This window comes from Streptococcus sp. Marseille-Q5112 (assembly GCF_916700555.1).
Classification (GTDB): Bacteria; Bacillota; Bacilli; order Lactobacillales; family Streptococcaceae; genus Streptococcus; species Streptococcus symci.
Genome location: NZ_CAKAKP010000006.1, coordinates 89,215 through 115,081, shown reverse-complemented (window position 1 = coordinate 115,081; position 25,867 = coordinate 89,215). Strand labels below are relative to the sequence as shown.

26 protein-coding genes, 2 tRNA genes and 1 pseudogene are annotated in these 25,867 nt (G+C 40.9%); 6 read left to right on the top strand and 23 right to left on the bottom strand.

The window, feature by feature from the left end; translation table 11 throughout:
* Window positions 1-325 precede the first annotated feature (325 nt).
* The 14 genes from LG372_RS05950 to LG372_RS05885 form a co-directional block, all read right to left on the bottom strand.
* Window positions 326-398, bottom strand: a tRNA-Thr gene (locus LG372_RS05950).
* Window positions 399-498: 100 nt separating this feature from the next.
* Window positions 499-1,284, bottom strand: a complete 786-nt coding sequence (locus tag LG372_RS05945) for an ABC transporter permease (protein ID WP_049487765.1) — start codon at window positions 1,282-1,284, stop codon at window positions 499-501.
* A 1-nt stretch (window position 1,285) separates the two neighbouring features.
* A complete protein-coding gene (locus LG372_RS05940) occupies window positions 1,286-2,104 on the bottom strand; it encodes an ABC transporter permease (RefSeq protein WP_042750387.1) in 819 nt (272 codons plus the stop codon).
* 1 nt (window position 2,105) lies between these two features.
* On the bottom strand, window positions 2,106-3,098 hold the full coding sequence (locus tag LG372_RS05935) for an ATP-binding cassette domain-containing protein (RefSeq protein ID WP_225742344.1): 993 nt from the start codon (window positions 3,096-3,098) through the stop codon (window positions 2,106-2,108).
* Between the two features lie 279 nt (window positions 3,099-3,377).
* Window positions 3,378-4,259, bottom strand: coding sequence for a class II fructose-bisphosphate aldolase (locus LG372_RS05930; protein WP_001019001.1), 882 nt, complete (start codon window positions 4,257-4,259; stop codon window positions 3,378-3,380).
* A 140-nt stretch (window positions 4,260-4,399) separates the two neighbouring features.
* Complete coding sequence (gene vncS / locus LG372_RS05925; RefSeq protein WP_225742343.1) at window positions 4,400-5,728, bottom strand: sensor histidine kinase VncS; 1,329 nt, start codon at window positions 5,726-5,728, stop codon at window positions 4,400-4,402.
* Window positions 5,725-6,381 carry a response regulator transcription factor VncR gene (gene vncR, locus LG372_RS05920; RefSeq protein ID WP_225742342.1) on the bottom strand — a complete coding sequence of 219 codons (657 nt, stop codon included), beginning with the start codon at window positions 6,379-6,381 and terminating at the stop codon, window positions 5,725-5,727. The genes vncS and vncR overlap by 4 nt, the downstream gene beginning before the upstream one ends.
* Before the next feature lie 142 nt (window positions 6,382-6,523).
* Entirely contained in the window at window positions 6,524-7,903 is a 1,380-nt protein-coding gene (vex3, locus tag LG372_RS05915) for an ABC transporter permease subunit Vex3 (protein ID WP_225742341.1), read from the bottom strand.
* A 55-nt stretch (window positions 7,904-7,958) separates the two neighbouring features.
* Window positions 7,959-8,606 carry an ABC transporter ATP-binding subunit Vex2 gene (gene vex2 / locus LG372_RS05910; protein ID WP_000173751.1) on the bottom strand — a complete coding sequence of 216 codons (648 nt, stop codon included), beginning with the start codon at window positions 8,604-8,606 and terminating at the stop codon, window positions 7,959-7,961.
* Between the two features lie 12 nt (window positions 8,607-8,618).
* Window positions 8,619-9,896: an ABC transporter permease gene (locus LG372_RS05905; protein ID WP_225742340.1), complete on the bottom strand. Its 1,278-nt coding sequence runs from the start codon at window positions 9,894-9,896 to the stop codon at window positions 8,619-8,621.
* Between the two features lie 136 nt (window positions 9,897-10,032).
* Window positions 10,033-10,118 (bottom strand) — tRNA-Leu (locus LG372_RS05900).
* A 79-nt stretch (window positions 10,119-10,197) separates the two neighbouring features.
* Window positions 10,198-10,773, bottom strand: a complete 576-nt coding sequence (locus tag LG372_RS05895; RefSeq protein ID WP_225742339.1) for a cysteine hydrolase family protein — start codon at window positions 10,771-10,773, stop codon at window positions 10,198-10,200.
* Entirely contained in the window at window positions 10,773-11,561 is a 789-nt protein-coding gene (gene codY, locus LG372_RS05890; RefSeq protein ID WP_000940721.1) for a GTP-sensing pleiotropic transcriptional regulator CodY, read from the bottom strand. Before codY ends, LG372_RS05895 begins: the two co-directional genes overlap by 1 nt.
* 255 nt (window positions 11,562-11,816) lie before the next feature.
* Window positions 11,817-13,391: a DEAD/DEAH box helicase gene (locus LG372_RS05885; protein ID WP_225742338.1), complete on the bottom strand. Its 1,575-nt coding sequence runs from the start codon at window positions 13,389-13,391 to the stop codon at window positions 11,817-11,819.
* 329 nt (window positions 13,392-13,720) lie between these two features.
* Here LG372_RS05885 and LG372_RS05880 point away from each other — a divergent pair, with 329 nt between their 5' ends.
* From LG372_RS05880 to LG372_RS05855, 6 genes are all read left to right on the top strand, one after another.
* Window positions 13,721-15,037 carry an FAD-containing oxidoreductase gene (locus tag LG372_RS05880; protein ID WP_084889397.1) on the top strand — a complete coding sequence of 439 codons (1,317 nt, stop codon included), beginning with the start codon at window positions 13,721-13,723 and terminating at the stop codon, window positions 15,035-15,037.
* Between the two features lie 98 nt (window positions 15,038-15,135).
* Window positions 15,136-16,479 carry a lipid II isoglutaminyl synthase subunit MurT gene (gene murT, locus LG372_RS05875; protein ID WP_225742337.1) on the top strand — a complete coding sequence of 448 codons (1,344 nt, stop codon included), beginning with the start codon at window positions 15,136-15,138 and terminating at the stop codon, window positions 16,477-16,479.
* The gene (gatD, locus tag LG372_RS05870) at window positions 16,479-17,261 is read left to right on the top strand and encodes a lipid II isoglutaminyl synthase subunit GatD (RefSeq protein ID WP_225742336.1); all 783 of its coding nucleotides are present in this window, start codon (window positions 16,479-16,481) and stop codon (window positions 17,259-17,261) included. Before murT ends, gatD begins: the two co-directional genes overlap by 1 nt.
* A gap of 127 nt (window positions 17,262-17,388) precedes the next feature.
* Complete coding sequence (locus tag LG372_RS05865; protein WP_020902083.1) at window positions 17,389-18,471, top strand: M24 family metallopeptidase; 1,083 nt, start codon at window positions 17,389-17,391, stop codon at window positions 18,469-18,471.
* Window positions 18,472-18,483: 12 nt separating this feature from the next.
* On the top strand, window positions 18,484-18,867 hold the full coding sequence (locus LG372_RS05860) for a hypothetical protein (RefSeq protein ID WP_225742335.1): 384 nt from the start codon (window positions 18,484-18,486) through the stop codon (window positions 18,865-18,867).
* 95 nt (window positions 18,868-18,962) lie between these two features.
* Window positions 18,963-19,382 (top strand): hypothetical protein, encoded by a 420-nt coding sequence (locus tag LG372_RS05855; protein ID WP_225742334.1) that lies wholly within the window; start codon window positions 18,963-18,965, stop codon window positions 19,380-19,382.
* Window positions 19,383-19,438: 56 nt separating this feature from the next.
* Here LG372_RS05855 and LG372_RS05850 read toward each other — a convergent pair whose 3' ends face one another.
* The 9 genes and pseudogenes from LG372_RS05850 to tpiA all read right to left on the bottom strand — a co-directional run bounded on the left by LG372_RS05850 (window position 19,439) and on the right by tpiA (window position 25,858).
* The gene (locus tag LG372_RS05850; RefSeq protein WP_049551943.1) at window positions 19,439-19,900 is read right to left on the bottom strand and encodes an ECF transporter S component; all 462 of its coding nucleotides are present in this window, start codon (window positions 19,898-19,900) and stop codon (window positions 19,439-19,441) included.
* The gene (locus LG372_RS05845) at window positions 19,878-20,651 is read right to left on the bottom strand and encodes a bifunctional hydroxymethylpyrimidine kinase/phosphomethylpyrimidine kinase (RefSeq protein WP_094753450.1); all 774 of its coding nucleotides are present in this window, start codon (window positions 20,649-20,651) and stop codon (window positions 19,878-19,880) included. Before LG372_RS05845 ends, LG372_RS05850 begins: the two co-directional genes overlap by 23 nt.
* Complete coding sequence (truA, locus tag LG372_RS05840) at window positions 20,641-21,390, bottom strand: tRNA pseudouridine(38-40) synthase TruA (protein ID WP_225742333.1); 750 nt, start codon at window positions 21,388-21,390, stop codon at window positions 20,641-20,643. The genes LG372_RS05845 and truA overlap by 11 nt, the downstream gene beginning before the upstream one ends.
* Before the next feature lie 99 nt (window positions 21,391-21,489).
* Window positions 21,490-22,641, bottom strand: a complete 1,152-nt coding sequence (locus LG372_RS05835; protein ID WP_225742332.1) for an MFS transporter — start codon at window positions 22,639-22,641, stop codon at window positions 21,490-21,492.
* A gap of 124 nt (window positions 22,642-22,765) precedes the next feature.
* Complete coding sequence (locus LG372_RS05830; protein WP_000033944.1) at window positions 22,766-23,395, bottom strand: Pr6Pr family membrane protein; 630 nt, start codon at window positions 23,393-23,395, stop codon at window positions 22,766-22,768.
* A 2-nt stretch (window positions 23,396-23,397) separates the two neighbouring features.
* A complete protein-coding gene (locus LG372_RS05825) occupies window positions 23,398-23,736 on the bottom strand; it encodes a zinc ribbon domain-containing protein YjdM (protein ID WP_001061596.1) in 339 nt (112 codons plus the stop codon).
* 207 nt (window positions 23,737-23,943) lie between these two features.
* Window positions 23,944-24,462 (bottom strand): Dps family protein, encoded by a 519-nt coding sequence (locus LG372_RS05820; protein ID WP_042750433.1) that lies wholly within the window; start codon window positions 24,460-24,462, stop codon window positions 23,944-23,946.
* Between the two features lie 151 nt (window positions 24,463-24,613).
* Window positions 24,614-25,060 (bottom strand): annotated as a pseudogene (locus tag LG372_RS05815) (ATP-binding cassette domain-containing protein); the annotation flags it as partial.
* A gap of 39 nt (window positions 25,061-25,099) precedes the next feature.
* Window positions 25,100-25,858, bottom strand: a complete 759-nt coding sequence (gene tpiA, locus LG372_RS05810; RefSeq protein WP_000087893.1) for a triose-phosphate isomerase — start codon at window positions 25,856-25,858, stop codon at window positions 25,100-25,102.
* Between the last annotated feature and the right edge of the window lie 9 nt (window positions 25,859-25,867).

Genomic DNA, 25,867 nt, shown 5'->3' with positions numbered 1-25,867 from the left:
CATGAACCGCCTCTCAAAGCTTAACCAAAAATCTAACGCTCTCAATATCTGTACTTTATCAGTATTTTATTTGAAAAAATTTTCTATAAAATTCCTTTTACACTATCTTTCCAATAATTCCTATAATAGGAATCAAAGAAAAACCTACAAGATCTGATTCTAAGGTGCTATCCCATCTTTTTCATTCATTTAGACTAACTGCAATTGAATTACATCTTATTGCTTCTTTTTTCATCTAGTTTAACACTCTAGAATTAGCTTCAATGCATGTTCCTAACATATAAAAAAGCCCTGTCCCAAGACAAGGCTTTGAGCTTCTTCACTTTGCCGATTGCAGGGATTGAACCTGTGACCTAGGCTTTACGAGTGCCTTGCTCTACCAACTGAGCTAAATCGGCGATTACACATACAGTATAGCACTCTGAGAATAGGTGTCAAGAAATTTTCATCTCTATTAAAAAAAGCCTGTCCTGAGACAAGGCTTTGATAACATCTATGCTAAGAACCCGCACTTTCGTAGGCATCTAAACCCCTATCCCAAAGTTTAAGGGAAATGACAAAGAAGACAAGGGAAATCAACATCAAACCTCCGATGTTAAAGAACACATCCTTGTCCTGTAAGAAATAGCTAGCAGGATAATAGGCCGTAAAGGCAAATGGCACGATAAAGCTAATCAACCATCGAAGGAGCGAATTGTAAATCGAAATCGGGTACTTGGCAAAGTCATTGAACATATAGAAGATGTAAATCATTGCTCCTGACTGCTTGGTCCAAAAAGCGATGCTGGCTGTCGCGATTTTCAAGGAAGTATAAATCAAGGTCGCAAATGGTATGCAGACTAGGAAAAGCAGGAATTTTGGAAGAGTCCAGGCAATGCTAGATACCGTTGTCGCTAGTAGGATCCCACCAACCAAGAGTTCGCCCAAAGCATCAATCTGAAAGGTCTCAACTAGAATATGAAAGAGAGGGTTGATAGGACGAGTCAGGTATTTGTCAAACTCCCCTTTTCGCACCAAGCGTTGCCCTAGCGCCCAGAGATTATCAAAAAAGAGATGGTCCAAACCCTTGGGAATCAAGGAAAAACCATAGATAAAGGCTATTTCTTGAAAAGTCCAGCCTTCTAGGGATGGGATGTGTTGAAAGATGACATTGAGAAACAAGAGATTCAAGCCTTGAGTCAGAAATACTCCCAGTACACCAACTACAAAATCCACCTTGTATTCCATGATTTGTTTGATGTATTGTCTGATAAAAATCAGATGCATGCGTTGATATTTTTTCATACTAACCTCCCTGAATGGTAATGAATGACTGGACTCGTTTCCAAATCAACTGAGACAAGCCCACCATCACTAAGAGCCAGAAGAACTGCAAAAGGAGTGCTTGAAGCATCTGACTGGCATCGTATTTCCCAACGATAATCATGACTGGAGTGTAAATCAAGGATGAAAAAGGCAGGAAGGACAGAATATCTGAAACAACCTTTGGAAAGAAAGCCAAGGGAATCAAACTTCCAGACATAAAAGCCACTATGGAAGTCTTGAGTAGATTAGAACCCCATAGATTTTTAAACACAAAGGCAGAAAATCCAAAGCAGATATTAAAGAAAAAGTTAATCAGATAGGCCAGCGTTAAGCTAAAAAGATAAAGGACAGTTAATCCCAGCACTTCTACAATCTCTTGCCCAGATAAGATTTTCATCAAAACAATGACACTTAAAAATGGAAGGCCAACGCTGATAAAAATCAACCACTTAGACCCAAGCTCGGTAAAAAGATAAGAGGCTGCAAAATGCACTGGTCTCAACAAGCGCATGATAATGGAACCATCCTTGACCTCCTCCCCAATCATAAAGGAGCTATCCGACCTGGTCAGAAGATTGGTCACAAAACTCATAATGATGTAGAGAGTGATATCTACCATACTGAAGCCCTGAATCAAGGACTCCTGCGAGGAATCAAAGACAGCCTTCCAGAGATAAAAGGCCACAAAAGCCCCCATGACATCGCCAATCCGATAGAGAATAAAGTTGACTCGGTAAGTAATCAACTCCTGAACCCCTGCATTGATAAAAGGTTTATAACGTCTCCACAATTTGATCATCCTAGAGCTCCTTTCGGTAGAAGCGACGGATAATATCCTCAATATCCGTATCCACCATCTTCAAATCGCGGATCTCAAAATCAGATAGGGTCTGCTTGATAATGTCAGCTGACTGGTAGCGAGAACTATCGAATTCAATGTTGAGACTATTTCCTTGTCTATCAATTGTCATATCCGAAAAGCCTTCATAGTGAGAAAGGAAATGACTTTGACCTGGTAGCAGTTCAAAAGAAAGAGTCTTCATCTTGCCAAAGGTCTCCTTGAGCTGGCTCACCGTTCCATCAAAAATCTCCTGCCCCTTGTCAATCATAAAAATCCGATCACAGAGTTGCTCAATATCGCTCAAGTCGTGAGTGGTCAGGAGAATGGTGGTTTCTTCCTCCTGATTGATTTGAGTAATAGCCCTACGAATGTTATCCTTGACCGAAACGTCCAAACCAATGGTCGGCTCATCTAAAAAGAGAACCTTGGGATTGTGGAGCAAGGAAGCTGCAATATCCGCCCGCATTCTTTGACCCAGTGAAAGAGTCCGCACGGGATCCTTGATAAAGTCCTTCAAATCCAAGACTTCATTCAAAAAGTCCATACGCTTATGGAAGAGCGAGCCTGGTACATCATAAATCTCCTTCAAGACTGTGTAGGTCTCTTGTAGAGCCAAATCCCACCACAACTGGGTTCTTTGCCCAAAGACCACTCCAATATCCTTGACATAATCTTGGCGATTGTCCTGGGGAATCTTGCCGTTAATCCGACAAAAACCTGATGTCGGCTTTAAAATTCCTGTCAGCATTTTAATGGTTGTCGACTTTCCAGCACCATTTGCCCCGATAAAACCTAAAATCTGTCCCTTAGGCACCTCAAAGGTCAAATCCTTGACCGCTTCAAAGGTCTGCTTTTCAGGATGAATAAAGGAGCGCAAAGCCCCCTTCAAGCCCGGTTCCTTGACTGTCTTCACAAAATTTTTCTGAAGATGTTCCACTTCTATCATTGCCATATCTATCTCCCTATGCAAGGAATAGCAACATTGTATTTTTGACTACAAACATTCTAAAACCTTACTTTCTACACCTTCTACATTTTATTACAGAAGGCTTTATACCAACCTATTATAGTCCAATAAAAACTAGAATGCAAGCGTTTGCCTGAAGTTTATGAAATTGAAATTTTTTCTCTTAAAATGGTATTTTAAATCAAAAATTATGGTTTAATTGTTTCCTTAAAACACCAAAAAACCCACCCAATGGGCAGGTTCTGTATGTATTGTTCAGCTAGATTAAGCTTTACCTTCTGAACCGAATACGTCGATACGTTCTTCAACTGATGCTTGGATAGCTTTTACACCGTCAGCCAAGAATTTACGTGGGTCGAAGAGTTTTTTCTTGTCGTATTCTGCTTCGTTTGCTTCGTAGTCACGAGCAAATTTACGAGTTGCGTTAGCGAATGCGATTTGGCATTCAGTGTTAACGTTAACTTTCGCAACACCAAGTTTGATAGCTGCTTGGATTTGCTCATCAGGAATACCTGATCCACCGTGCAATACGATTGGGAATCCAGGAAGAGCTTCTGTCAATTTTTGCAAGTGGTCAAGGTCAAGACCTTCCCAGTTAGCTGGGTAAGGACCGTGGATGTTACCGATACCAGCTGCCAAGAAGTCGATACCAGTTTCAACCATTGCTTTAGCGTCTTCGATTGGAGCCAATTCACCTTTACCGATGATTCCGTCTTCTTCACCACCGATAGTACCAACTTCAGCTTCTACTGAGATACCTTTAGCGTGTGCTTTTTCAACAACTTCTTTAGCCAATTTAAGGTTTTCTTCAACTGGAAGGTGTGAACCGTCAAACATGATTGAAGTGTAACCAACTTCGATACACTCAAGTGCATCTTCGTAGTGACCGTGGTCAAGGTGGATAGCTACTGGTACAGTGATACCCATTGATTCAACAAGGTTAGCGATCAAGTTGCGAGCAACTTTGTAACCACCCATGTATTTAGCAGCACCCATTGAAGTTTGGATCAAAACTGGAGCTTTTTTAGCTTCTGCTGCGCGCAAGATAGCTTGAGTCCACTCAAGGTTGTTTGTGTTAAATCCACCAACTGCATAACCGTTGTCACGAGCTGCTTGGACAAATTTTTCTGCTGAAACGATTGCCATTTTATCAGGCCTCCTGTATATTTTTATGGGTCATCCCATTTACATTGTTCATTTTATCACTTTTTGACAAAAAAATCTAGTTTTTCCCGTAGTTTCGATTGAATTTCTTCTAGCTTCATCTATGTAAACCCTTTCTCTCCCTAGTCTTGAGCGACTTTTGGAAAAGCTATAAAGAAGGTTAAACGATTCTCCTCCATCTTAAAGCGATAAGCTAATTTTTCATGTTCTAATAGACTCTTGACCACAAAGAGTCCCATCCCAGACCCTTTTGCCTTGCGACTGGCATTGTCAGAAAAAGACTGGGTCAGTTTTTCTTGTTCTTCTGGACTACAGCTATTTTCTATAAAGAGTTCCCCTTCTCTCTCTCCAATGCGAACCAAGCCACCCGGAACAGAGTGCTTGATAGCATTGCTGATGAGGTTAGACAGAATCAATTTCATGACAGATGGGTTTAGATAGGTCTGCTGATGAGACAAACTATTGTCTATTTGGAGCTCTCTTTCCTTAGCTAGCAAGGCATAATCCTTAACCAGACTTTGTGTCATCTGGAGCAAATCAATTTCTTCCCTATCATCTCGCAATTCCTGCACAGACGAGAGAGAAAGTATCTGGAGAACGTGGTGATTGAGCTCATCCACAATCCCCAAGGAAACTCCCAGATAGTGATCTCTATCCTTATAACGTCCGACATTTTCTTTCATGTTTTCGATCAGGATTTTCAAACTAGCCAGCGGTGTTTTCAATTCATGAGAAGCACCTCGTAGGAATTCGACCTTCATCTTTTCCAACTGGAGAATAGCTTCATTCTTGTCATGCAAGTCCGCAATGACAGTCAAAAGATGCTGGTAGAGGCTATTGATTTGTTCTTTGAGATCACCGATCTCATCCTTGGAATCCACGCGCAATCGCACTTGGGAATCCAGCTCCATCATTCTACGAGTCACCTGCTTGATTTCCAAAATCGGAGCAACAATGGTCCGAGCATAGATGTAGGCCACCAAAATGGAAATCAGAAAGGATGCCAGCAAGGTATAGGGAAGAAACTGAAGACTGATCTGCTCTGCCTCCTTTTGCAAATCCATGGAAGCTAGAAACTGGAGAGTCATGATGCTACCGTCTTGCGTTGTCACTTCCCGCTCCTCGATAAAGAGAGAGGTGGTTTGGCGATCTGTGTCCAGAGGAAGACTGTCCTTGACTTCTAACTTGTCCTCGGTCATCTCACCTTTGACAGCCCCCTTGATATCACTAGTCTGGGAATATAGGTCTAACACTTGCTCGATACTCTGCCTATCCTTACCTTCTAGAGATTGGGCAATGGCTGTCGCTTTTTGACCAATGGTTTCCTGACGATGGCTCAGATAAGTCGAAGGAAAAAGAAAATAAATAGCTAAATGAAGGCAGATAACCAGAACACTAAATATCGAGAAGGTATAGATAAATATCTTTGTAAATAAACCTGTTCGTTTCATTTTCGCTCCAATTTATAACCAACATTGCGCACAGTGAGGATGCAGTCCAAGTCTAGCTTTTTCCGCAGTTCCTTGATATAGACATCAATGACACGGTCAAAGGGAACCTCATCTGTCGCTTTCCAGACGGCATCAATAATCTGAGAACGAGTCAAGGCCCGTCCTTCATTTTTCACCAGATAGTCCAGAATTTCCAACTCTTTGGCATTAATGGCCACTTCTTGACCTGCTAGGCTGGCACTGTAGCTCTCAAAGTCCACCTTGGTATCTTTATAGGAGAAGACTCGTCCCGTATCATAATAGCGCTTGAAAATCGCGTCCACCCTCACTTTTAAGAGGGACAGAGAAAAAGGTTTTTCCAGATAGCCATCTGCCAGAGAGGCAAAGGCACTCATCTTGTATTCCTCATCCTGAAAGGCTGTCAACATCAAGACAGGGACCTGGCTGGTTTTACGAATCTCAGCTAGGACTTCTAGGCCATTGAGCTTGGGCATCTGGATATCCAGTAAAACCAAGGCTACTTCATAGCTGGAAAATTTTTCTAAGGCTTCTTGCCCATCTGCTGCCTCAATGGTTTCATAACCGCAATCCGTCAAATAGTCACTGACCCCCTCACGGATCATCTCTTCATCTTCTACAATTAAAATTTTCATAGAAAAAACGTTTCACATTCCTTTAAATTTCTTGTAAATCATCTCAATTTCATCTTGAAAGAAAGAGGCCCTATCAAGATAAAATAGATAAAAATGCTACCTATATTATACCCCATTTAGAGGAGAATAGGTAGCAAGTTTGTTATTCGCTATCCAGCAAGAGCTCTTTTGGTCGTTTTCTAAGGAGATTGCTTGAAGCAAGTGCCATAACGAGAACCACTAGAACCAAGGCAAGGACAAAGACGATGATAAAGTCTGATGTCTGAATGGAAATATCTAGGCTCGACAAGGTCTTACTAAAGCCATCTACTTCTGCACCACCACCAAGGTTAGAGGCCTGAGCAGCCTTGCTAGCTTGCTTGGCAACACCTGAAGTAACATTGGCAAGAACAGTATTTCCGATTGCACGCGCTGTGTAGTTGGCTAAGAAGTAAGCAGAAACAAGAGCAGGGATGGCAATCAAGATGGATTCGGTGATAAATTGACCCAAGATACTTGCCTGCTTGAGACCGATAGAGAGGAGGATTCCCACTTCCTTGCGACGGGCGTTAATCCAAAGGCTAAGCAAGAGGGCAAGGAGAAGGACTGAGAAGCTCAAGCTACCCCAGAAGAGGAGGTTAGCCATCTTGTACATACCAGAGATGGATTGCTCTAGAGCTGGGTAGTTAGAGGAGCTCTTAACGAGTGTATAGCTCTTCCAGTTGATACCACTGATGCCATTCAACTCTTTCATAACATCATCCAAGTTCTTGTCCGCTGTTACAAAGAAGGTTGCGTCCCCATAAATGGCTGTGTCTTCTGTGTATCCATAAAGTTTTGCAGCAGTGTGAATGTCTGTGATAGCTGTATTTTCATAGAGTTCTTGTGAGTAGGTTACTGCTGACTTATTATGACCATCAAAGAGTCCCTTGATTGTCACTTCGACTGTTTCCTTGGCACCTTTTTCATTGTCTGCATCGTAGATATTAGAGTCTAGTTTGACCTTATCCCCTACTTTCCAGCCGTGTTTGGCTGCCAAGTCCTTGTGCAGGAGGATCTTGTCCTTGTCGTCGTTGTTTAAGTGCTCACCTTCGACCAACTTATAAGAACCAGAGACAAACTTGTCTTCTTTAGAAGAGTCATTGACTCCTGTAATCATCAAGCTACTTCCAAAATGTTTAGCACGGTCAGGTGTCAGATTTTTCTTGGTATCTGGCGTTTCGATGAGTTCATAGCCAGTCAAATCTCCAATGGCATTGATGCGTTTAACATAAGACTCAATGGCCTTGTTTTCGGTGATTTTTTTGATATCTTCACCCTTGATATTCCCAGCACCACGTGGCGTTCCTTGATTGACGCGACGATTGATTTGCATGGAGAAGCTGTTGGTGATATTTTTAAAGGTCTCCTGAGAAGCCTTGGCAGTAGCTCCCTTGATTGACAAGCCAACCAAACTCAAGCTCGCCATGAGGAGAATAATCAGGAAGATGACAATCGATTTGAAAAACTTCCTTGTAACATAGGCAAATGCGTTGTGTAACATATATTCCCTTTCTAGAATTTGTTCTATTTTATAGTTCTAACAGAAAAAGCTCATATTATTTCGTCGTATTGCGAGTTTCAGTTAGTTTCTTATCTTTCAACTCAAGTGTAATATCTGATGCTTGCGCCACTTCTTTGCTGTGAGTTACGACGATGACACATTTACCTGTTTTCTGGGCAAGTGATTTGAGCAGTTCGACAATATCTCCAGCAGTTTTAGGGTCCAGATTTCCCGTTGGCTCATCTGCTAGAATAACTGGAGCTTCTGAGACCAAACTACGAGCAATGGCAACACGTTGTTGTTGACCACCTGATAACTGGAGAACATTCCGCTTGATCTGACTTTCATCCAAACCAAGCTCAAGCAGTGTATCCTTGCTGGCCTTTTTGTTGACCAAGCGGATATTTTCCAGTGGAGAAAGATAATCTATCAAGTTATAATTTTGAAAGACCAGGGAAATATGGTGCATGCGATGGTAAGAATAGCCCTTCTTACGAATATCCTCTCCTTGAAAAAGGATAGAACCTTCAACAGGACTATCTAGACCAGCAAGTAGGGACAAGAGTGTGGATTTTCCTGCTCCTGACTCACCAATAATACTGTAAAATTTCCCGGGTTCAAAATTATAATTGATCTGATATAGGACTGCTTCAGCAGTGTTCTTATAACGGTAGGTAACATCTTGTAATTGTAATAAAGTCATGATTTCTCCTTCTTAACTAATAGATGATAAAATTTCTTTCGGCGATTTTCTAAATAGAAATAGGAAACAAAGGGCTACAGATAAGCAACTAAGCAGAACTAGAAAAACATAGGATTCTGCAAAAGATAGGATGCTGGTTGATAGACTGCTTGCTTTGGCTAGTGTATCTTGTAAGCTTGCCTGATCTCCACTTGCGAGTAGGGTTTGGAGTAGGTAAGATGTGATTGCGTTTCCTGCAACAAATGATGGAAACAAAGCTCCAAGAGATACCAAAACTACCTCTAAACAGAACTGTAGGAAAATCGAGCTCTTGCCTTTTCCAAGTGCCAGTAAAATTCCCACTTCGTAGACCCTTTCTCTCAGCCAGAGAGACAAAACCAGAATTAAGGCTCCTGCTCCTGCTATCAACATCCCATAAAGAAAAATGGTCAGAAAGGTCTGGAAGGTTGCAACTGAGTCTTTGATTTGTTCAAAAGCCTTGTTTTCCTTCTCGACTTGGTAACCTTGATTCTCCAAGGCCAAGTTTTCTACCTGATTCATGAGTCCGTCCATTTCCTTAGGATTTTCTACATAGAAGCGAGCTGCACTGACTAGAGATTCACCATTACCCAAAAGGCTTTGGCTACTTTCATAGTCTGTAAAGACTTGGTTTTCACTGAAGTCAGAAGACAAACCTGTAAATTTCTCTTGTTTTTTACCAGAGAAGATTCCGACGATTTCAAACTCGACAGTTTGTCCTTTGCCAGATTCTGACTGTCCAGCATCTAAGGCAATCTTGTCATGAAGGGAAAGACTATTCTTCTTAGCCAACTCTTCGTGGATGATGATTTTCTTTGAATCCCCTTTTTGAAGGTGTCGCCCTTCTTTTAGATTGAAAGCTGAACTGGTAAAGGTGACATCCTTGGATGAATCCTCAAGAGCCGTTAAGCTAACCAAGTTCTTGTCTGCAGCTGACAAATCATCACGTTCAACGCTCTGCTCGCCACTCACTACTTCCTTGTCTTTTAGTTTTGCAACCGTCTCGAGTTCAGGAGAAACATTTTCCAGCCCCTTAATCTGGCTCACGGATGATAAGTCCGACAACTTAAAAGTCTGCCCATTTTCTATCTTCTTAATAGAAAAAGAGGTATTGAGTGATTTGTAAAGATTGGTTTCAACTGTTTTGTTGGACTTCATCAGAGTCAAACAGGCTGAAATTCCAGCCAATAGGACCAATAAAATCAGAAATAAAATAAAACTTCTCAGTCGTTTTCTGCTGACATAAGCCCAAGCTCTTTGGATTGGATCCATTTGTCACCTCCATATTTGTAAGACTATTATAAAATCCAAATATGAAATGTTTATGAAATACAAAAAAAGAGCAAAAATTTTTTTCTCTACTTGAATTTGATAAAAAAAGAGCTAGCCTAAGCTAACTCTTATCCTATGCGGAGAGAGGGACTTGAACCCTCACGACCTAAAGCGGTCACAGGATCCTTAGTCCTGCGCGTCTGCCAATTCCGCCATCCCCGCGTCGATTACTTTACTAGTATATCAACTTTTAGGATGCTTGTCAACACTTTTTTTCATTTTTTTCATTTCATCAACCAAATTACTCTGAAATTTCATTTAGATTTTCATCTACTAACTTAGCTCCAAGTGTATTTTTGAAATGACCTAAGGCAAATTGATGATTTTCAGGCCAGATAGATGCAACAGCCGGTTTAACAATCTCGATGTCATATCCTAGATTATAGGCATCTATAGCTGTATGCAGGACACAGATATCCGTCAAGACACCTGTTAAGATAACGGTAGACACTCTCCGCTCTCTCAAACGGATATCCAGGTCAGTCCCTGAAAAAGCAGAGTAATGGCGTTTATCCATCCAAAAGACACGACTGTCAGAACCATGCTCTTGATAAAAGGTCCCCAAATCTCCGTATAAATTCCGTCCACTAGTCCCAATCAAATTGTGAGGAGGAAATAGCTTGCTTTCTGGATGGAAACAATCGTTTTCTTCATGAGCATCAATAGTAAAAAAGATGTAATCTCCTCGTTCAAAAGCTAATCGAGTTACCTTGCTGATGGCATCCGAAATCGCCTGAGCTGGAGCACCTGCTGTCAGCTTCCCACTATCAGCAACAAAATCTTCTGTATAATCAATCGAAATTAAAGCCTTAGCCATTAGTAATCTCTTTTCTTCACTTCTTCAAAAATATCTGAAATCAAGACCTTAAGATAGGTTCCCTTCATTCCAAGTGAGCGACTTTCAATAATCCCTGCCGACTCAAGTTTACGAAGGGCATTGACAATCACAGAACGGGTGATTCCGATACGGTCTGCAATCACTGACGCAGTCAACTGCCCTTCATTTCCATTTAATTCCCCTAAAATAGCCGAAACAGCACGGAGTTCGGAGTAAGACAGAGTATTAACCGCCATGGTAACAGCAGTACGGCGACGGATATTTTTCTCATCTTCTTCACGCTGGAAGTTGAGGAGTTGAATACCAACAACGGTACTCGCAATCTCAACAAGGATCAAGTCCTCATCTTCGAATTTTTTATCATTGCGCCAAATAATCAAAGAACCAAGACGAATCCCTGATACATGAATCGGTGCAATAGTCGTCAAACCATCTGGAAAGTCGGCACGACTTTCCACAGGGAAAATACTCAAATCATGATCAACTGTCAGATTGGCTTCTGTATCATAAATCATGTTCGCACCTTGAATGTAGTCATCTGGGAAAATCTTAGTTTGAAAGAACTGCTCTACACGATCTGTATTGGTTTTGTAACGCATGAAATAACCAAGGAGACGTCCCTTGCTATTAACGATACAGGCGTTACAGTCAATAATATCTGCCAATTGACGGGTAATCGCATTGTAGGGAAGCTCTTCCTGCAACTGCTCGTCTGAGCGCTTCAGGATAGAAGTAATTTTTCTAGTTTTTTCTAATAAATGTGCCATTTTTCACCTCGAATTTAATCGCTATCATTATAACATAAACAGCTTGAATTTTCAATTATTATCTGAAAATTGCTTATTTAATTGCAATTTAAAAAAACAAGAATATTTTTAATTAAATTGCTTCTTTTCTATTGACAAGCCCCCTATTTTTGTGTATTATAATATTATAAGAAGATAATATATCTATTTTATTTATCTTTCTTTTCCATTCGGTCTCCTTATATAAAAAAGCGATTCATTTTGAACCGCTTTTTCTTATTTATCGCCCTTGTTACGAATAACAAAGCCTGTTTGCTTTTCGCTTGAAGTATTGCGTGGTTTTTTATTATCCTTACGGTAACGTTTTTCCTTATCAAAACGATCATTGCCACGACTTCCTTTTTTGAAATCATCACGACGACCATTGCCACGGCGATCACGGTCTCGACGGTCGTCCCCACGACGGCCTCCACGACCTCCCTTAGCTTTACCACCGAAGCCATTACCTGATGGTTTAAATGGCAGTGGTTTTTCACGTGCAATCTCCACTTCAGGAAGACTATCTGGGTCTTGAACAGTCAGACTCAAGATATACATTGCCAATTCTTCTGGAGTAAATTCGGCAACTAGCTTACGAGCATCTTTACCAAATTTCTCAAAGTTGGCACGGATAGTCTCATCTGCAAAATCACGTTCAATTTTCTTGAGAGCTACGTGTTTTTTAGCTTGGAAGGCTTCTTCTGCACTTGCAGGTTTGAGACCTTTCATACGTTTCTTAGTCAAGTTTTCAATGATTTGAAGGTAGCCCATTTCATTTGGTGAAACGAAAGTAATAGACTGACCTGACTTACCAGCACGACCTGTACGACCGATACGGTGAACATAACTTTCAGGATCTTGTGGAATATCGTAGTTATAGACATGGGTCACACCTGAAATATCCAACCCACGCGCCGCAACGTCTGTCGCAACCAAAACATCAAGATTGCCATTTTTAAAGTCACGAAGGACACGAAGACGTTTGTTTTGGTCTAGGTCTCCATGAATTCCTTCTGCACGGAAGCCACGGATTTTCAGTCCACGAGTCAATTCATCCACACGACGTTTTGTACGACCAAATACGATAGCAAGTTCTGGCTGTTCCACATCCATAAGACGGGTCATAGTATCAAATTTTTCTTGTTCCTTAACACGGATATAGTACTGGTCAACCAATTCTGTTGTCAATTCCTTAGCCGCAATCTTGACATGCTCAGGCTCTTTCATAAACTGAACACCAATACGTTTGATAGCATCCGGCATTGTTGCTGAGAAAAGTAAGGTTTGACGGCTTTCAGGGACACGGGAGATGATCGCTTCAATGTCTTCAAGGAAGCCCATGTTGAGCATTTCATCCGCTTCGTCAAGGATAAGGGTTTCAATGTCTTGTAATTTCAAGGCCTTGCGTTTAATCAAGTCCAAGAGACGACCAGGTGTTCCCACCACGATATGGGCACCAGATTTTAGAGCCTTAATTTGTTTTTCAATGCTTGATCCGCCATATACTGAACGGACTTTGACTCCCTTGCTACGACCAAAACGGAAGAGTTCTTCTTGACTTTGGACAGCAAGTTCACGTGTTGGAGCGATAACCAAAGCTTGGATGGTCGCTTCTTCTGTACGGATTTTTTCAAGGGTAGGCAAGCCAAAGGCTGCAGTTTTTCCTGTACCAGTCTGAGCTTGACCGATAACGTCCTTGCCTTCAAGGGCCAAGGGAATAGTTTGCTCTTGGATCGGACTGGCTTCTACAAAACCAGCTTTTTCAATCTCTGCTAGCAAATCAGCAGACAAGTTTAATTCATTAAATTTCACGTTATTCTTCTTTCTAAAGGTGGTGCGAAGCCACCCTATAGGGCTTAGTTTATACTTTTCTTTTTATGACGTATTTTCATATACTGGATATAAAATCGTGTTGCTTCTTTTCCACAAAAGAAAAGTACTGTTTTCTTTGCAACCTATCTAGTATAACACAAGACCAGAGCAAAAGATAGTTAAATCCGTCGATAAAGTCATGTAAACGATTTTTCTGAGAAAGTAAGGCTGTAATTTCCACTATTTCATAAACTTTTTTAAAGCGTAGCAGAATTGTGCAAAAGTTTTTTTCTTGTGCTAGAATGAAATTCGAATAGGAGGAACTCTAAATGTTAACTTATGATTTAATCGTTATCGGATTTGGTAAAGCTGGTAAAACACTAGCTGGTAAATTGGCTTCAGCTGGCAAAAAAGTTGCCCTCATTGAACGTAGCAAAGCTATGTACGGTGGAACTTGTATCAACATCGGATGTATCCCAACTAAAACTTTGCTAGTTGCTGCTGAGAAGGACTTGTCTTTTGAAGAAGTCATTGCTACCAAAAACACTATCACTGGTCGCCTCAACGGTAAAAACTATGCGACTGTTGCTGGTACAGGCGTAGATATCTTTGACGCGGAAGCTCACTTCCTTTCAAATAAAGTCATCGAAATCCAAGCTGGTGATGAAAAGAAAGAACTGACTGCTGAAACAATCGTCATCAACACTGGTGCTGTTTCAAACGTCTTGCCAATCCCTGGACTTGCTACAAGCAAAAATGTCTTTGACTCAACAGGTATCCAAAACTTGGACAAATTGCCTGAAAATCTTGGAGTCCTTGGTGGTGGAAATATCGGTCTTGAATTCGCTGGTCTTTACAACAAACTTGGAAGCAAGGTCACAGTCCTAGATGCCTTAGATACTTTCCTACCTCGTGCAGAACCTTCCATCGCAGCTCTTGCTAAACAATACATGGAAGAAGACGGTATTGAATTGCTTCAAAACATCCGTACTACTGAAATCAAAAACGACGGTGACCAAGTGCTCGTCGTGACTGAAAACGAAACTTACCGTTTCGACGCCCTTCTTTACGCAACTGGACGCAAACCAAATGTAGAACCACTTCAACTTGAAAATACAGATATTGAACTAACTGAACGTGGCGCTATTAAAGTGGACAAACATTGTCAAACAAACGTTCCTGGTGTCTTTGCAGTTGGAGATGTCAACGGTGGCCTTCAATTTACTTACATTTCACTTGATGACTTCCGTGTTGTTTACAGCTACCTTGCTGGAGATGGCAGCTACACACTTGAAGACCGTCTCAATGTACCAAACACCATGTTTATCACACCTGCACTTTCACAAGTCGGTTTGACTGAAAGCCAAGCAGCTGATTTGAAACTTCCATACGCAGTGAAAGAAATCCCTGTTGCAGCAATGCCTCGTGGTCACGTAAACGGAGACCTTCGCGGAGCTTTCAAAGCTGTTGTTAATACTGAAACAAAAGAAATTCTTGGAGCAAGCATCTTCTCAGAAGGTTCTCAAGAAATCATCAACATCATCACTGTTGCTATGGACAACAAGATTCCTTACACTTACTTCACAAAACAAATTTTCACTCACCCAACCTTGGCTGAGAACTTGAATGACTTGTTTGCGATTTAAGTTGAGATTTAATCATATCGAACAGCTCTCCTTGGGCTGTTTTTATTTCTGCGAAATCTCAAATCTGTCTTTTCCTTCTTTTATGATATAATAGAAACATGAAATTAAAAACTACTTTGGGCCTTCTTGCCGGGCGTTCTTCCCACTTCATTTTAAGCCGTCTTGGCCGAGGGAGTACGCTTCCAGGAAAAGTCGCCCTTCAATTTGATAAAGATATTTTACAAAACCTAGCTAAGAACTACGAGATTGTCGTGATCACTGGAACCAACGGAAAAACCTTGACAACTGCCCTCACTGTCGGCATTTTAAAAGAGGTTTATGGTCAAGTTCTGACCAATCCAAGCGGTGCCAACATGATTACAGGGATTGCGACAACTTTCCTGACTGCCAAATCTTCTAAAACTGGAAAAAACATTGCAGTATTAGAAATCGACGAGGCCAGTCTATCTCGTATCTGTGACTATATCCAGCCAAGCTTATTTGTCATCACCAATATCTTCCGTGACCAGATGGACCGCTATGGTGAGATTTACACAACTTACAAGATGATTTTGGATGCTATTCGTAAAGTGCCTACGGCTACTGTTCTCCTTAATGGAGACAGTCCACTTTTCTACAAGCCAGCTATTCCAAATCCTGTACAGTATTTTGGTTTTGACTTGGAGAAAGGTCCAGCTCAGCTGGCTCACTATAATACCGAAGGAATCCTCTGCCCTGACTGCCAAGGCATCCTCAAATATGAGCACAATACTTATGCAAACTTGGGTGCCTATATCTGTGAAGGTTGTGGATGTAAACGTCCTGATCTCGACTATCGCTTGACAGAACTAGTTGAGTTAACCAACAATCGCTCTCGCTTTGTCATTGACGGCCAAGAATACGGCATCCAAATCGGTGGACTTTACAACATCTACAACGCCCTAGCTGCTGTGGCTATCGCCCGTTTCCTCGGCGCAGATTCCCAACTAATCAAGCAGGGATTTGATAAGAGTCGTGCTGTCTTTGGACGCCAGGAAACCTTCCATATCGGTGACAAGGAATGCACCCTCGTCTTGATTAAAAATCCAGTCGGTGCGACCCAAGCTATCGAGATGATTAAACTAGCTCCTTATCCATTTAGCCTATCTGTCCTCCTAAATGCCAACTATGCAGATGGAATTGACACCAGCTGGATCTGGGATGCTGATTTTGAACAAATCACTGACATGGACATTCCCGAAATCAACGCTGGCGGTGTTCGCCATTCTGAAATCGCACGTCGTCTACGAGTAACTGGCTATCCAGCTGATAAAATTACTGAAACAAGTAGTCTGGAGCAAGTTCTTAAGACCATTGAGAACCAAGACTGCAAGCATGCTTATATTCTAGCTACCTATACTGCTATGCTTGAATTCCGCGAACTGCTGGCTAGTCGTCAGATTGTTAGAAAGGAGATGAACTAATGGTTTATACTTCACTTTCCTCAAAAGCTGGCAATTACCCCTATCAGCTCAACATTGCCCACCTCTACGGAAATCTCATGAATACCTATGGGGACAATGGAAACATCCTCATGCTCAAGTATGTGGCTGAAAAACTGGGAGCCCATGTGACGGTTGACATCGTTTCTCTCCATGATAACTTTGATGAAAATCACTACGACATTGCCTTTTTCGGTGGTGGTCAAGACTTTGAACAGAGTATCATTGCAGACGACCTACCTGCTAAAAAAGAGAGCATTGACAACTACATCCAAAACGACGGTGTAGTTCTGGCTATCTGCGGTGGTTTCCAACTATTGGGGCAATATTATGTTGAAGCTTCAGGGAGACGTATCGAAGGTCTAGGTGTCATGGGCCACTACACCCTCAACCAGACCAATAACCGTTTTATCGGGGACATCAAGATTCACAATGAAGATTTCAATGAAACCTACTATGGATTTGAGAATCATCAGGGCCGTACCTTCCTCTCAGATGATCAAAAACCACTGGGACAGGTTGTCTATGGAAATGGAAATAACGAAGAAAAAATCGGTGAAGGCGTTCATTATAAAAATGTCTTTGGTTCTTACTTCCACGGGCCTATCCTCTCTCGTAATGCCAATCTAGCTTATCGCCTAGTCACTACTGCCCTCAAGAAGAAATATGGTCAGGACATCCAACTCCCTGCCTATGAAGATATTCTCAGCCAAGAAATCGCTGAAGAATACAGCGACGTCAAAAGCAAGGCTGACTTTTCTTAAACCAAGAAAAACCATATCAAAGAACTCCTCTATCTTACTGGAGTTCTTTTTGTCTGTTCTTTTACCCTTCTCCCTTGCATTTTCTCTCATTTTTTGCCAAAATAGAGGGGTAGAAAGAAGGTAGCATATGTCTAAATTACAACAAATCGTAACATATCTTGAATCAGAAAAACTAGACGTCGCTGTCGTATCTGACCCCGTCACAATCAATTACCTCACTGGCTTTTACAGTGATCCCCATGAACGCCAAATGTTCCTTTTTATCCTAGCGGATCAGGAACCCCTCCTCTTTGTCCCAGCCCTTGAAGTTGAGCGTGCTACTAGCACTGTTTCCTTCCCAGTTGTGGGCTATGTGGATTCTGAAAATCCATGGAAAAAAATGAAAGATGCTCTTCCACAACTTGACTTCAAACGTGTTGCAGTCGAGTTTGACAATCTCATCCTGACTAAATACCATGGCTTGAAATCAGTTTTTGAAACAGCCGAGTTTGAAAACCTCACTCCTCGCATCCAACGCATGCGCCTCATCAAATCAGCTGACGAAGTGCAAAAAATGATGGTTGCAGGTCTCTATGCGGACAAGGCAGTTAAGGTTGGTTTTGACAATATTTCTCTTGATAAGACGGAGACAGATATCATTGCACAAATCGACTTTGCTATGAAACGTGAAGGTTATGAAATGAGCTTTGATACCATGGTCTTGACTGGTGATAATGCTGCAAATCCACACGGTATTCCAGCAGCAAACAAGGTTGAAAATGATGCTCTTCTACTCTTTGACCTTGGTGTTCTAGTCAACGGTTACGCATCAGACATGACTCGTACAGTCGCTGTTGGTAAACCCGACCAATTCAAGAAAGACATTTATAACTTAACTCTTGAAGCTCAACAAGCTGCTCTTGACTTTATCAAACCAGGTGTGACTGCTCATGAAGTGGACCGCGCTGCCCGTGAGGTCATCGAAAAAGCTGGTTACGGTGAGTACTTCAACCACCGTCTTGGTCACGGTATCGGTATGGATGTCCATGAATTCCCATCTATCATGGAAGGAAACGACATGGTCATCGAAGAAGGCATGTGCTTCTCTGTTGAACCAGGTATCTATATCCCTGGTAAAGTCGGTGTCCGTATCGAAGACTGCGGTGTTGTTACCAAGGACGGCTTCGACCTCTTTACAAGCACCAGCAAAGACTTGCTTTATTTTGATTAATGGTATTATTTTATGTTAAATGATTTCTTTAAATTTGTAGATAATGTTACTAATGAAACTTCTAAAGTCGTAAATGATATCGTTAATGAATCTTCAAAGGTTGTAAATAATATTGCAAATGAATCCTCAAAAGTTGTAAATGATATTGCAAATGAGACTGCAAAAGCCGTGAAAGTAGTTGTAGATGAAACTTCCAAAATAACGACCAATACTGTAGATGGAGCTGTTTGTGTTGCCAATAATACTATGACAGGAATTTCTAATTTTATAAGTGTACCTGGTAAAGTTGTAAATTTAATTTTGAAATACACTCGTGGAATAATCAAGAACGTCTTGAAAAGAAACAAGACGAAGAACGTAGACAAACTTTATCCATTCAATTCCCTGAATTCTTAAATCAAGAAGAATTTAATAGAATAATTCATGAAGAAGCTAATCAAATTATTCGAATTAAAAAAATAGAAATTAATCAAGCTTTAATTAATTTTGAGGTGTATTCAATTAGTAGGATTTCAACTTGGTTTTTTACTTTAGATTATAATGATTATGGAAGTTTAACGGGGAAAGTTAGAATTTCAAAAGATAATACTGACTCAAGTATCCCTAAAAATATTAGTTTGCGAATTTCTGAACGACTTAATGCTATTTTAAAAAATCAGTATATCCTTTCACCTGACGACTATGATATTTTACTTACTAAAGAACCTACAGACGTAAAAGAAATTTTTGAAAATTTTGGATTTCATAATGTAACATTACTTGAAGAAAGATATGAAAAATTACCTCATTTTATTAAGAATTACAAAATACATAGCATTACAATAGGAAATTGCAAATATTTTGATAAAGATTCCTATTTTGATAGTAATTCTTCTGTTGTGATTTCCTATTATCTACAAGAAAACCAATAATAAAAACGTAAAGTTAGCAGAAAAATCATTACTACTAACTTTACGTTTTTTAATCTTTACTTAATCTTCTTGATACTTTGACTAATAATAAATCCTACAATCATCCCTACTATATTTTGCATGAAATTCGGTAGGATTTCGGGTAGGGCTGCAGCCCAGCCATTCATTAATGTAGAACCCAAGGCGTAGCCACCTACCATGGCAATCGTTGCTAAGATAAGGCCTAACCACTGAGTTTTTCCTTTAAATCCTGCGAAAAATCCCTGCAAGCCATGGTTAACCAAGCTAAAGAACATCCACTGAGGATATCCTGATAAGAGGTCAATCAAGAAACCTGCTAGTCCTCCTACTACAGCCCCTTCACGACTACCAAAGTAGAAGGCCGTAAAGAAGACACCTGCATCTAAAAGAGTTAGAATGCCTGTCGGTGTTGGAATTTTTAAGAAATAACCTAGAACCACAGAAAGGGCGGTTAATAGGGATACAAGGGCGATTTTAGTTGTTTTGGTTTGCTTCATATTGTCTTACTCCATACTGATCTGCTTGTGCAATGGCACGGTAAACGAAAGCCTTAGAGCTTTCTACTGCTGGTAAAAGTTCATCACCTTTAAGCAAGTGACTGGCAATGCTAGAAGCAAAGGTACAACCTGCACCAGCATTTTGCCCTTGGATGACAGGATTTTCTAGGACCGTAAAGTTTTGTCCATCATAAAAGACATCTACAGCCTTGTCCTGACTAAGGCGATTGCCTCCCTTGATAATGACTGCTGGCGCTCCTAAGTCATGCAATTTCTGTGCTGCAGTTTTCATATCTTCAAGGGTTTTAATCTCTTGATCTGCTAATAATTCTGCTTCAGGAAGATTAGGCGTAATCACACTGACATGAGGGAAAAAGCGAATCAATTCTTGACAGAGCTCACTTACAGCTACATCATGCGTTTCCTTGCAGACCAAGACAGGATCCAATACCACAGGCACTCCTGGACGTTGCTTGATAAAGTCCAATGCCTTCTCAGCTACACTGACAGTTGGTAGAAGACCGATCTTAATCCCTGCAAATTCCACATCACGCAAGCTATCTAATTCATGTTGAAAAATGGTATCGTCAGTTGGAAAGACTTCAAATCCTTTTTCTGTCAAGGCTGTCAAACAAGTCACTGCTACAAAACCATGCAAGCCGTTCAAGGTATAGGTAGCCAAATCAGCTGACAGGCCACCACCACTAAAAATATCATTTCCAGAAAGTGCTAAAATACGATTATTCTTCATAACGAATCTCCTTTAAATACAAACCATTAGGTGCTGCCGTTGGACCAGCTAGCTGCCTGTCCTTCTTCTCCAAAATGAGGTCAATCTGCTCTACTGGCATACGGTTGTTTCCGATTTTGAGCAGTGTCCCCACCATATTGCGAATCTGTTTATACAAGAAACCATTTCCTGAAAAAATAAAGGTCAAAAACTGACCTGTCTCATCCACTGTTAAACTCGCTTCTGTGATGGTGCGAACCTTATCCTCTACACTAGTCCCAGAGGCTGTAAAGCCGGTGAAATCATGGGTTCCCTCTAGCTTTTTGATTGCAAGCTGCATCCTTTCCACATCGAGTGGATAGGGAAAGTGAGTGGCATAGTGACGGCGCATAGGATTCTTGGGACGGCCCCTATCCACGATAAACTCATAGGTCTTGCTATGCTTAGCATAACGGCAATGAAAATCATCCGCCACAAGCTCAATCGAAATCACATCAATATCTTCAGGAGACTGGGTATCAAGAGCAAAACGGAGCTTCTCCTCATCCATTTGATAAGGCAAGTCAAAATGAATGACCTGTCCCAGAGCATGAACCCCACTATCTGTCCTACCAGCACCGTGAACAGTAATAGCTTGCCCTTTATTTAACCTGGTCAAGGTTTTTTCAATTTCTTCCTGAACACTACGCGCATGAGGCTGGCGCTGAAAACCAGCAAAGGCGTAACCATCATAGGAAATAGTTACTTTATATCTCGTCATAAATTCTATTGTATCAAGAAAATAAGCTGTAAACAAGGGTTTAAAACAAATAGTGTCTGGGTACAAAATTCACAAAAAGAAAAACTTAGGAAACCAATCCTAAGCTTTCTTTTGAAGTAGGTACATGACAAAGATAGAGGTTACAATTAACCAAGATCCTAAGATAGCAAAGACTAACATCCCATTTTGTGTTAGCAAGCCAATCGCACCTAGAACGAATGGAGTCGTAAAGGCTCCGAAACTACAGCCTAATACAGCAAATGAAGTGGCTTGATTGAGGAGTTTAGCTGGAATTCGTTCAGAGACAAGTTGAAAAACCGTCGTCAAGGCTACACTGTAGGCAAAACCAGCAAGAATGCTTCCTGCCACTACCACCCACAAGGATGGAGACAAGGCAATCACAATTTGCCCTAAGCCGAAGGTAATGCCCGACCATAGGAGTAGTTTCTCTTTAAAGATAGAAATCAAGAAAGAGAAACTCACACCAGCCACAATCCCGATCAACTGCATGACACTAAGAACAAAACTAGATAACTGAGCATCTCCAAGTCCTCTTTCCACCATCAAACTTGGAATACGGATGGTAATAGCTGTATTGGTACAAACTACCACCGCTGCTTCAATAGCTAAGATAAAAATCAAGCCCTTCATTTCCCGAGTTAAACGACTTACTTCCTTCGTTTTTTTCTTGACTTCTTTCTTTTCCTTTCCATAAGGGACAAAGAGCAGATAAAGGGTCAGTACCAAAAATCCAGCACTATAGGCTAGGAAGGTAGCTGTCCAACCAAAGGACAACAATTGACCGACTGCCAAGGTGATGAGAGATGCCCCAACGACCTCTGCAGAACCGCGTAGCCCTAACATCTGAATTCGTGTTTTTCCTTGATAACGTTCACTGATAATAGAAATAGCCTTGGCATTGATCATCCCAACTCCCAAACCAAAGAGAATCCGTGTTCCAAAGACAAAAGGATAGGCTTGATACCAGAAGGGAGCCGTCCCGCTCAGTGATAAAATCAGCAATCCCAAACTAATCTGTAATCGCTCAGGAAATATTTTTTCTAAGAAACCATTTAGTAGTAACATAATCATGATTCCAAAGGATGGCAAGCTCGCCAAGAGCTCAATTTGTTCCTTAGGATAACCTTGATAATAGTCAAACATGGCTGGCAGTGCACTCGAGATGGAAAATGATGTAATCAAAACGAGGGAGAGAGCCAAAATACTGGCCCGTTCTAAAAATTGTTTCATGAAATCTCTTTCTATATTTCTCTTAATCTTCTGTCTTTTTGATAGTTATCAAATAAGCAAGAAAAGAAGAAGTCTCATTGGATTGTAGACTCCTTCTTAAACTAGAAAATGAATCCCTTGTATCTTAGGATGACTTTCTCTTGATTTGCTTGATAAAGTAGAAGATAAATCCTGCTACCATATAGGCAACAAAGATAATCAGACACCACTTGAACACGACATCCCACCCCTTGTTCACATTCAAAAAGAAGTAAGGGAAGGGACTGACCTTAGAATTAGGAACATCAAGTTTCAGTACCAAGCCATTAAAAAGAGCAAAAATCATATACAGCAAGGGTAAAATCGTCCACACAACTGGATCCCAGATTTTGTATTGACCCTGTTTGTCAAAAAAGAGGGTATCTGCTAAAAACCAGAGGGGAACGATATAGTGGCAAAGAAAATTTTCTAGAGTATAGAAATTAGTCGCAATGGGCGCTAAGAGGAAATGGTAAATCACACAAGTAATCATGATACTCATGGTGACCCCACCTTTTAAGCGCAAGAGACTAGGCCTTTGCCAGTTTTCACCTAAACGGCTCATAACCTTTAGGAGATAGAGCGTAAAAATCGCAACTAAAAGGTTGGACAGAACCGTATAATAGAGAAGCATCCCAAATCCACCATGCTTGGCGATTTCAAGATAAACTCCAGTAAAAGCCGCTAGAAACAAGAAGATACGGCTATAAAATACAAGTTTATAGTGTTTTGACATGCTTAAATTTTCTTCACAAACTCTGATTTGAGTTTCATGGCACCGAAGCCATCGATTTTACAGTCGATATTGTGGTCGCCTTCTACGATACGGATATTTTTCACGCGCGTCCCTTGTTTCAAATCTTTTGGCGCACCTTTTACTTTCAAGTCCTTGATGAGGGTTACAGTATCACCGTCAGCCAATTTATTTCCGTTGGCATCGATAGCAACAAGGCCCTCTTCTACATCTGCAACTTCAGCAGGATTCCACTCATAAGCACACTCTGGGCAAACCAGTAGGGCACCGTCTTCGTAGACATACTCTGAGTTACATTTTGGGCAATTTGGTAAGTTGTTCATGGTTTCTCCTTATCATCATTCACTATTCTTTGAAAATCAAAATTTCTCGAACAGCAACTATTATACCTTAAAATCAGCATTTTGACAAATGAGTCGCCGGAGGAGCAAAGAAAAAATCATGTAACTTTGTCTGCTACATGATTTTTAAAAGATAGTTTATCATGAGTAGTGATACAGAAACTCATGATAGAAAGGGATGCATTTATCTTACAAACCAGGTGCTTGTCCAAGTTCTGCGGCAAGCATCCAAATTGTTTTATCAGTTTCAGTTTTAGCATCTGAGAAGATACCGTTTGTCACATCGTCACCCTCTTCATCAGTGACATCCAAACCTTTTTGGAAGAGTTCTGATAAGTAACGGTAGATAGCAAGCACACGTTCCAAGCTTTCTTCAACATTACGGTATTCACCAGCTTCTTCCTCGATTTCACTGTTTTGAAGGAATTCTGTCAAAGTAGAGAATGGGCTACCACCAAGTGTGATCAAGCGTTCGCTGATTTCATCTAATTGACCATCAAGAGCATCCATGTACTCATCCATTTTTGGATGCCATACAAGGAAACCACGGCCACGCATGTACCAGTGTACTTGGTGCAAGGCAACGTGGGCTACGTACAAATCAGCAACAGCTTGGTTCAATACTTCCTTTGTTTTTGCCAATGCTACTGGCGCTGCTTTTGTTAATGATGTTACGTCTTTTACTGCTTCTTTTTTCAATTCTACCATTTTATTTTACCTCATTCATTATTATTTGTAACCACTTCTTAGTGTTTACTCTCTTAGTATACTACTAAGTAAAACCAATAGCAAGCCAAATGACTCACATGAGAAAAGTTGCAATAGACTGATAATTTAAGAAAAGTTTAGTTGGTTCAGATTAGCTCACTTTATCAGATATACTTGAAAATTGGCTTTGGTAAAGTTCATAATAAAAGCCTTTTGCTTAGAGTAAGCTTTCGTAATTTCCCTGCTCAATAATCTGTCCATCCCTAAGAACGAGAATCTTATTTGCTTCTTAAATGGTCTAGAGACAATGGGAGATGACAAAGCTGGTCCTTCCTTTCATCAACCGTTTCATAGCTTTTTGAATCAAGAGTTCCAAACAGGTATCAACAGAGGAAGTCGCTTCATCCAAAATGAGAATTTTAGGATTAGCTAGAATAGCAAGCGCGATGGTCAACAGTTGTTTATGCCCGAGAGAAATATTGCTGGAGTCTTGGTTCATCTCCATGTTATAACCACTAGGAAGAGTTCGTATAAAATAGTCTACATTAGCCGCTTTAGTAGCAAAAAAGAAAGGACGATATATGTCCTTTCTCGATTTTAGTTTTTCTTCAACCCAATAATGTTGATAAAGAGTCGATTATTTTACAAAGTCAAGCAATGCCAAGAAGCTTTCAGCTTCAAGTGACGCACCACCAACAAGGGCACCGTCAACGTCTGGGCAAGCCATGTATGAAGCAACGTTTTCAGGTTTAACAGAACCACCGTATTGAACACGAACTTTGTCTGCAACTTCTTGACCAAAGTCAGCAGCTACAACGTCACGAACAACTTTACACATTTTTTGTGCGTCGTCTTGTGAAGCTGATTTACCAGTACCGATAGCCCAGATTGGCTCATAAGCGATAACTGAGGCAGCAACTTGTTCAGCAGTCAATCCAGCCAATGCAGCAGATACTTGAGCACCTACAAACTCAGCAGCTTTACCAGCTTCGTAAGTTTCAAGTGACTCACCACAACAGATGATTGGAAGCATACCGTTTGCAAAGATTGCTTTTGCTTTTTTGTTGATATCTTCGTCAGTTTCATGGAAGTAGTCACGGCGTTCTGAGTGACCGATAACAACGTAATCAGTACCGATTTCTTTCAAAACTTGTGGGCTTGTTTCACCAGTGAAAGCACCTGCATTTTCAAAGTAGCAGTTTTGAGCAGCAACTTTAAGGTTTGAGCCTTTTGCAGCAGCAAGAACAGTTGTCAAATCAAGAGCTGGAGCCGCGATACCTGCTTCAACAAGATCTGATGAAGGAAGTTTTGATGCAACTGCTTCAACGAATGCTTTAGCTTCTTCTGGATTTTTGTTCATTTTCCAGTTACCAGCGATAAATGGTTTACGTGACATTTCACATAC

Bases quoted from the DNA above. Each gene is read 5' to 3' on its own strand.
- LG372_RS05880 (WP_084889397.1), top strand. From the start codon at position 13,721: ATGTTAACTTATGATTTAATCGTTATCGGATTTGGTAAAGCTGGTAAA.
- LG372_RS05930 (WP_001019001.1), bottom strand. From the start codon at position 4,259: ATGGCAATCGTTTCAGCAGAAAAATTTGTCCAAGCAGCTCGTGACAAC.
- LG372_RS05940 (WP_042750387.1), bottom strand. From the start codon at position 2,104: ATGATCAAATTGTGGAGACGTTATAAACCTTTTATCAATGCAGGGGTT.
- vncS (WP_225742343.1), bottom strand. From the start codon at position 5,728: ATGAAACGAACAGGTTTATTTACAAAGATATTTATCTATACCTTCTCG.
- truA (WP_225742333.1), bottom strand. From the start codon at position 21,390: ATGACGAGATATAAAGTAACTATTTCCTATGATGGTTACGCCTTTGCT.
- LG372_RS05945 (WP_049487765.1), bottom strand. From the start codon at position 1,284: ATGAAAAAATATCAACGCATGCATCTGATTTTTATCAGACAATACATC.
- murT (WP_225742337.1), top strand. From the start codon at position 15,136: ATGAAATTAAAAACTACTTTGGGCCTTCTTGCCGGGCGTTCTTCCCAC.
- LG372_RS05905 (WP_225742340.1), bottom strand. From the start codon at position 9,896: ATGGATCCAATCCAAAGAGCTTGGGCTTATGTCAGCAGAAAACGACTG.
- vncR (WP_225742342.1), bottom strand. From the start codon at position 6,381: ATGAAAATTTTAATTGTAGAAGATGAAGAGATGATCCGTGAGGGGGTC.
- codY (WP_000940721.1), bottom strand. From the start codon at position 11,561: ATGGCACATTTATTAGAAAAAACTAGAAAAATTACTTCTATCCTGAAG.
- LG372_RS05860 (WP_225742335.1), top strand. From the start codon at position 18,484: ATGTTAAATGATTTCTTTAAATTTGTAGATAATGTTACTAATGAAACT.
- LG372_RS05835 (WP_225742332.1), bottom strand. From the start codon at position 22,641: ATGAAACAATTTTTAGAACGGGCCAGTATTTTGGCTCTCTCCCTCGTT.
- LG372_RS05845 (WP_094753450.1), bottom strand. From the start codon at position 20,651: ATGAAGAATAATCGTATTTTAGCACTTTCTGGAAATGATATTTTTAGT.
- LG372_RS05830 (WP_000033944.1), bottom strand. From the start codon at position 23,395: ATGTCAAAACACTATAAACTTGTATTTTATAGCCGTATCTTCTTGTTT.
- LG372_RS05825 (WP_001061596.1), bottom strand. From the start codon at position 23,736: ATGAACAACTTACCAAATTGCCCAAAATGTAACTCAGAGTATGTCTAC.
- gatD (WP_225742336.1), top strand. From the start codon at position 16,479: ATGGTTTATACTTCACTTTCCTCAAAAGCTGGCAATTACCCCTATCAG.
- LG372_RS05895 (WP_225742339.1), bottom strand. From the start codon at position 10,773: ATGGCTAAGGCTTTAATTTCGATTGATTATACAGAAGATTTTGTTGCT.
- LG372_RS05820 (WP_042750433.1), bottom strand. From the start codon at position 24,462: ATGGTAGAATTGAAAAAAGAAGCAGTAAAAGACGTAACATCATTAACA.
- LG372_RS05935 (WP_225742344.1), bottom strand. From the start codon at position 3,098: ATGGCAATGATAGAAGTGGAACATCTTCAGAAAAATTTTGTGAAGACA.
- LG372_RS05865 (WP_020902083.1), top strand. From the start codon at position 17,389: ATGTCTAAATTACAACAAATCGTAACATATCTTGAATCAGAAAAACTA.
- vex3 (WP_225742341.1), bottom strand. From the start codon at position 7,903: ATGTTACACAACGCATTTGCCTATGTTACAAGGAAGTTTTTCAAATCG.
- LG372_RS05850 (WP_049551943.1), bottom strand. From the start codon at position 19,900: ATGAAGCAAACCAAAACAACTAAAATCGCCCTTGTATCCCTATTAACC.
- tpiA (WP_000087893.1), bottom strand. From the start codon at position 25,858: ATGTCACGTAAACCATTTATCGCTGGTAACTGGAAAATGAACAAAAAT.
- vex2 (WP_000173751.1), bottom strand. From the start codon at position 8,606: ATGACTTTATTACAATTACAAGATGTTACCTACCGTTATAAGAACACT.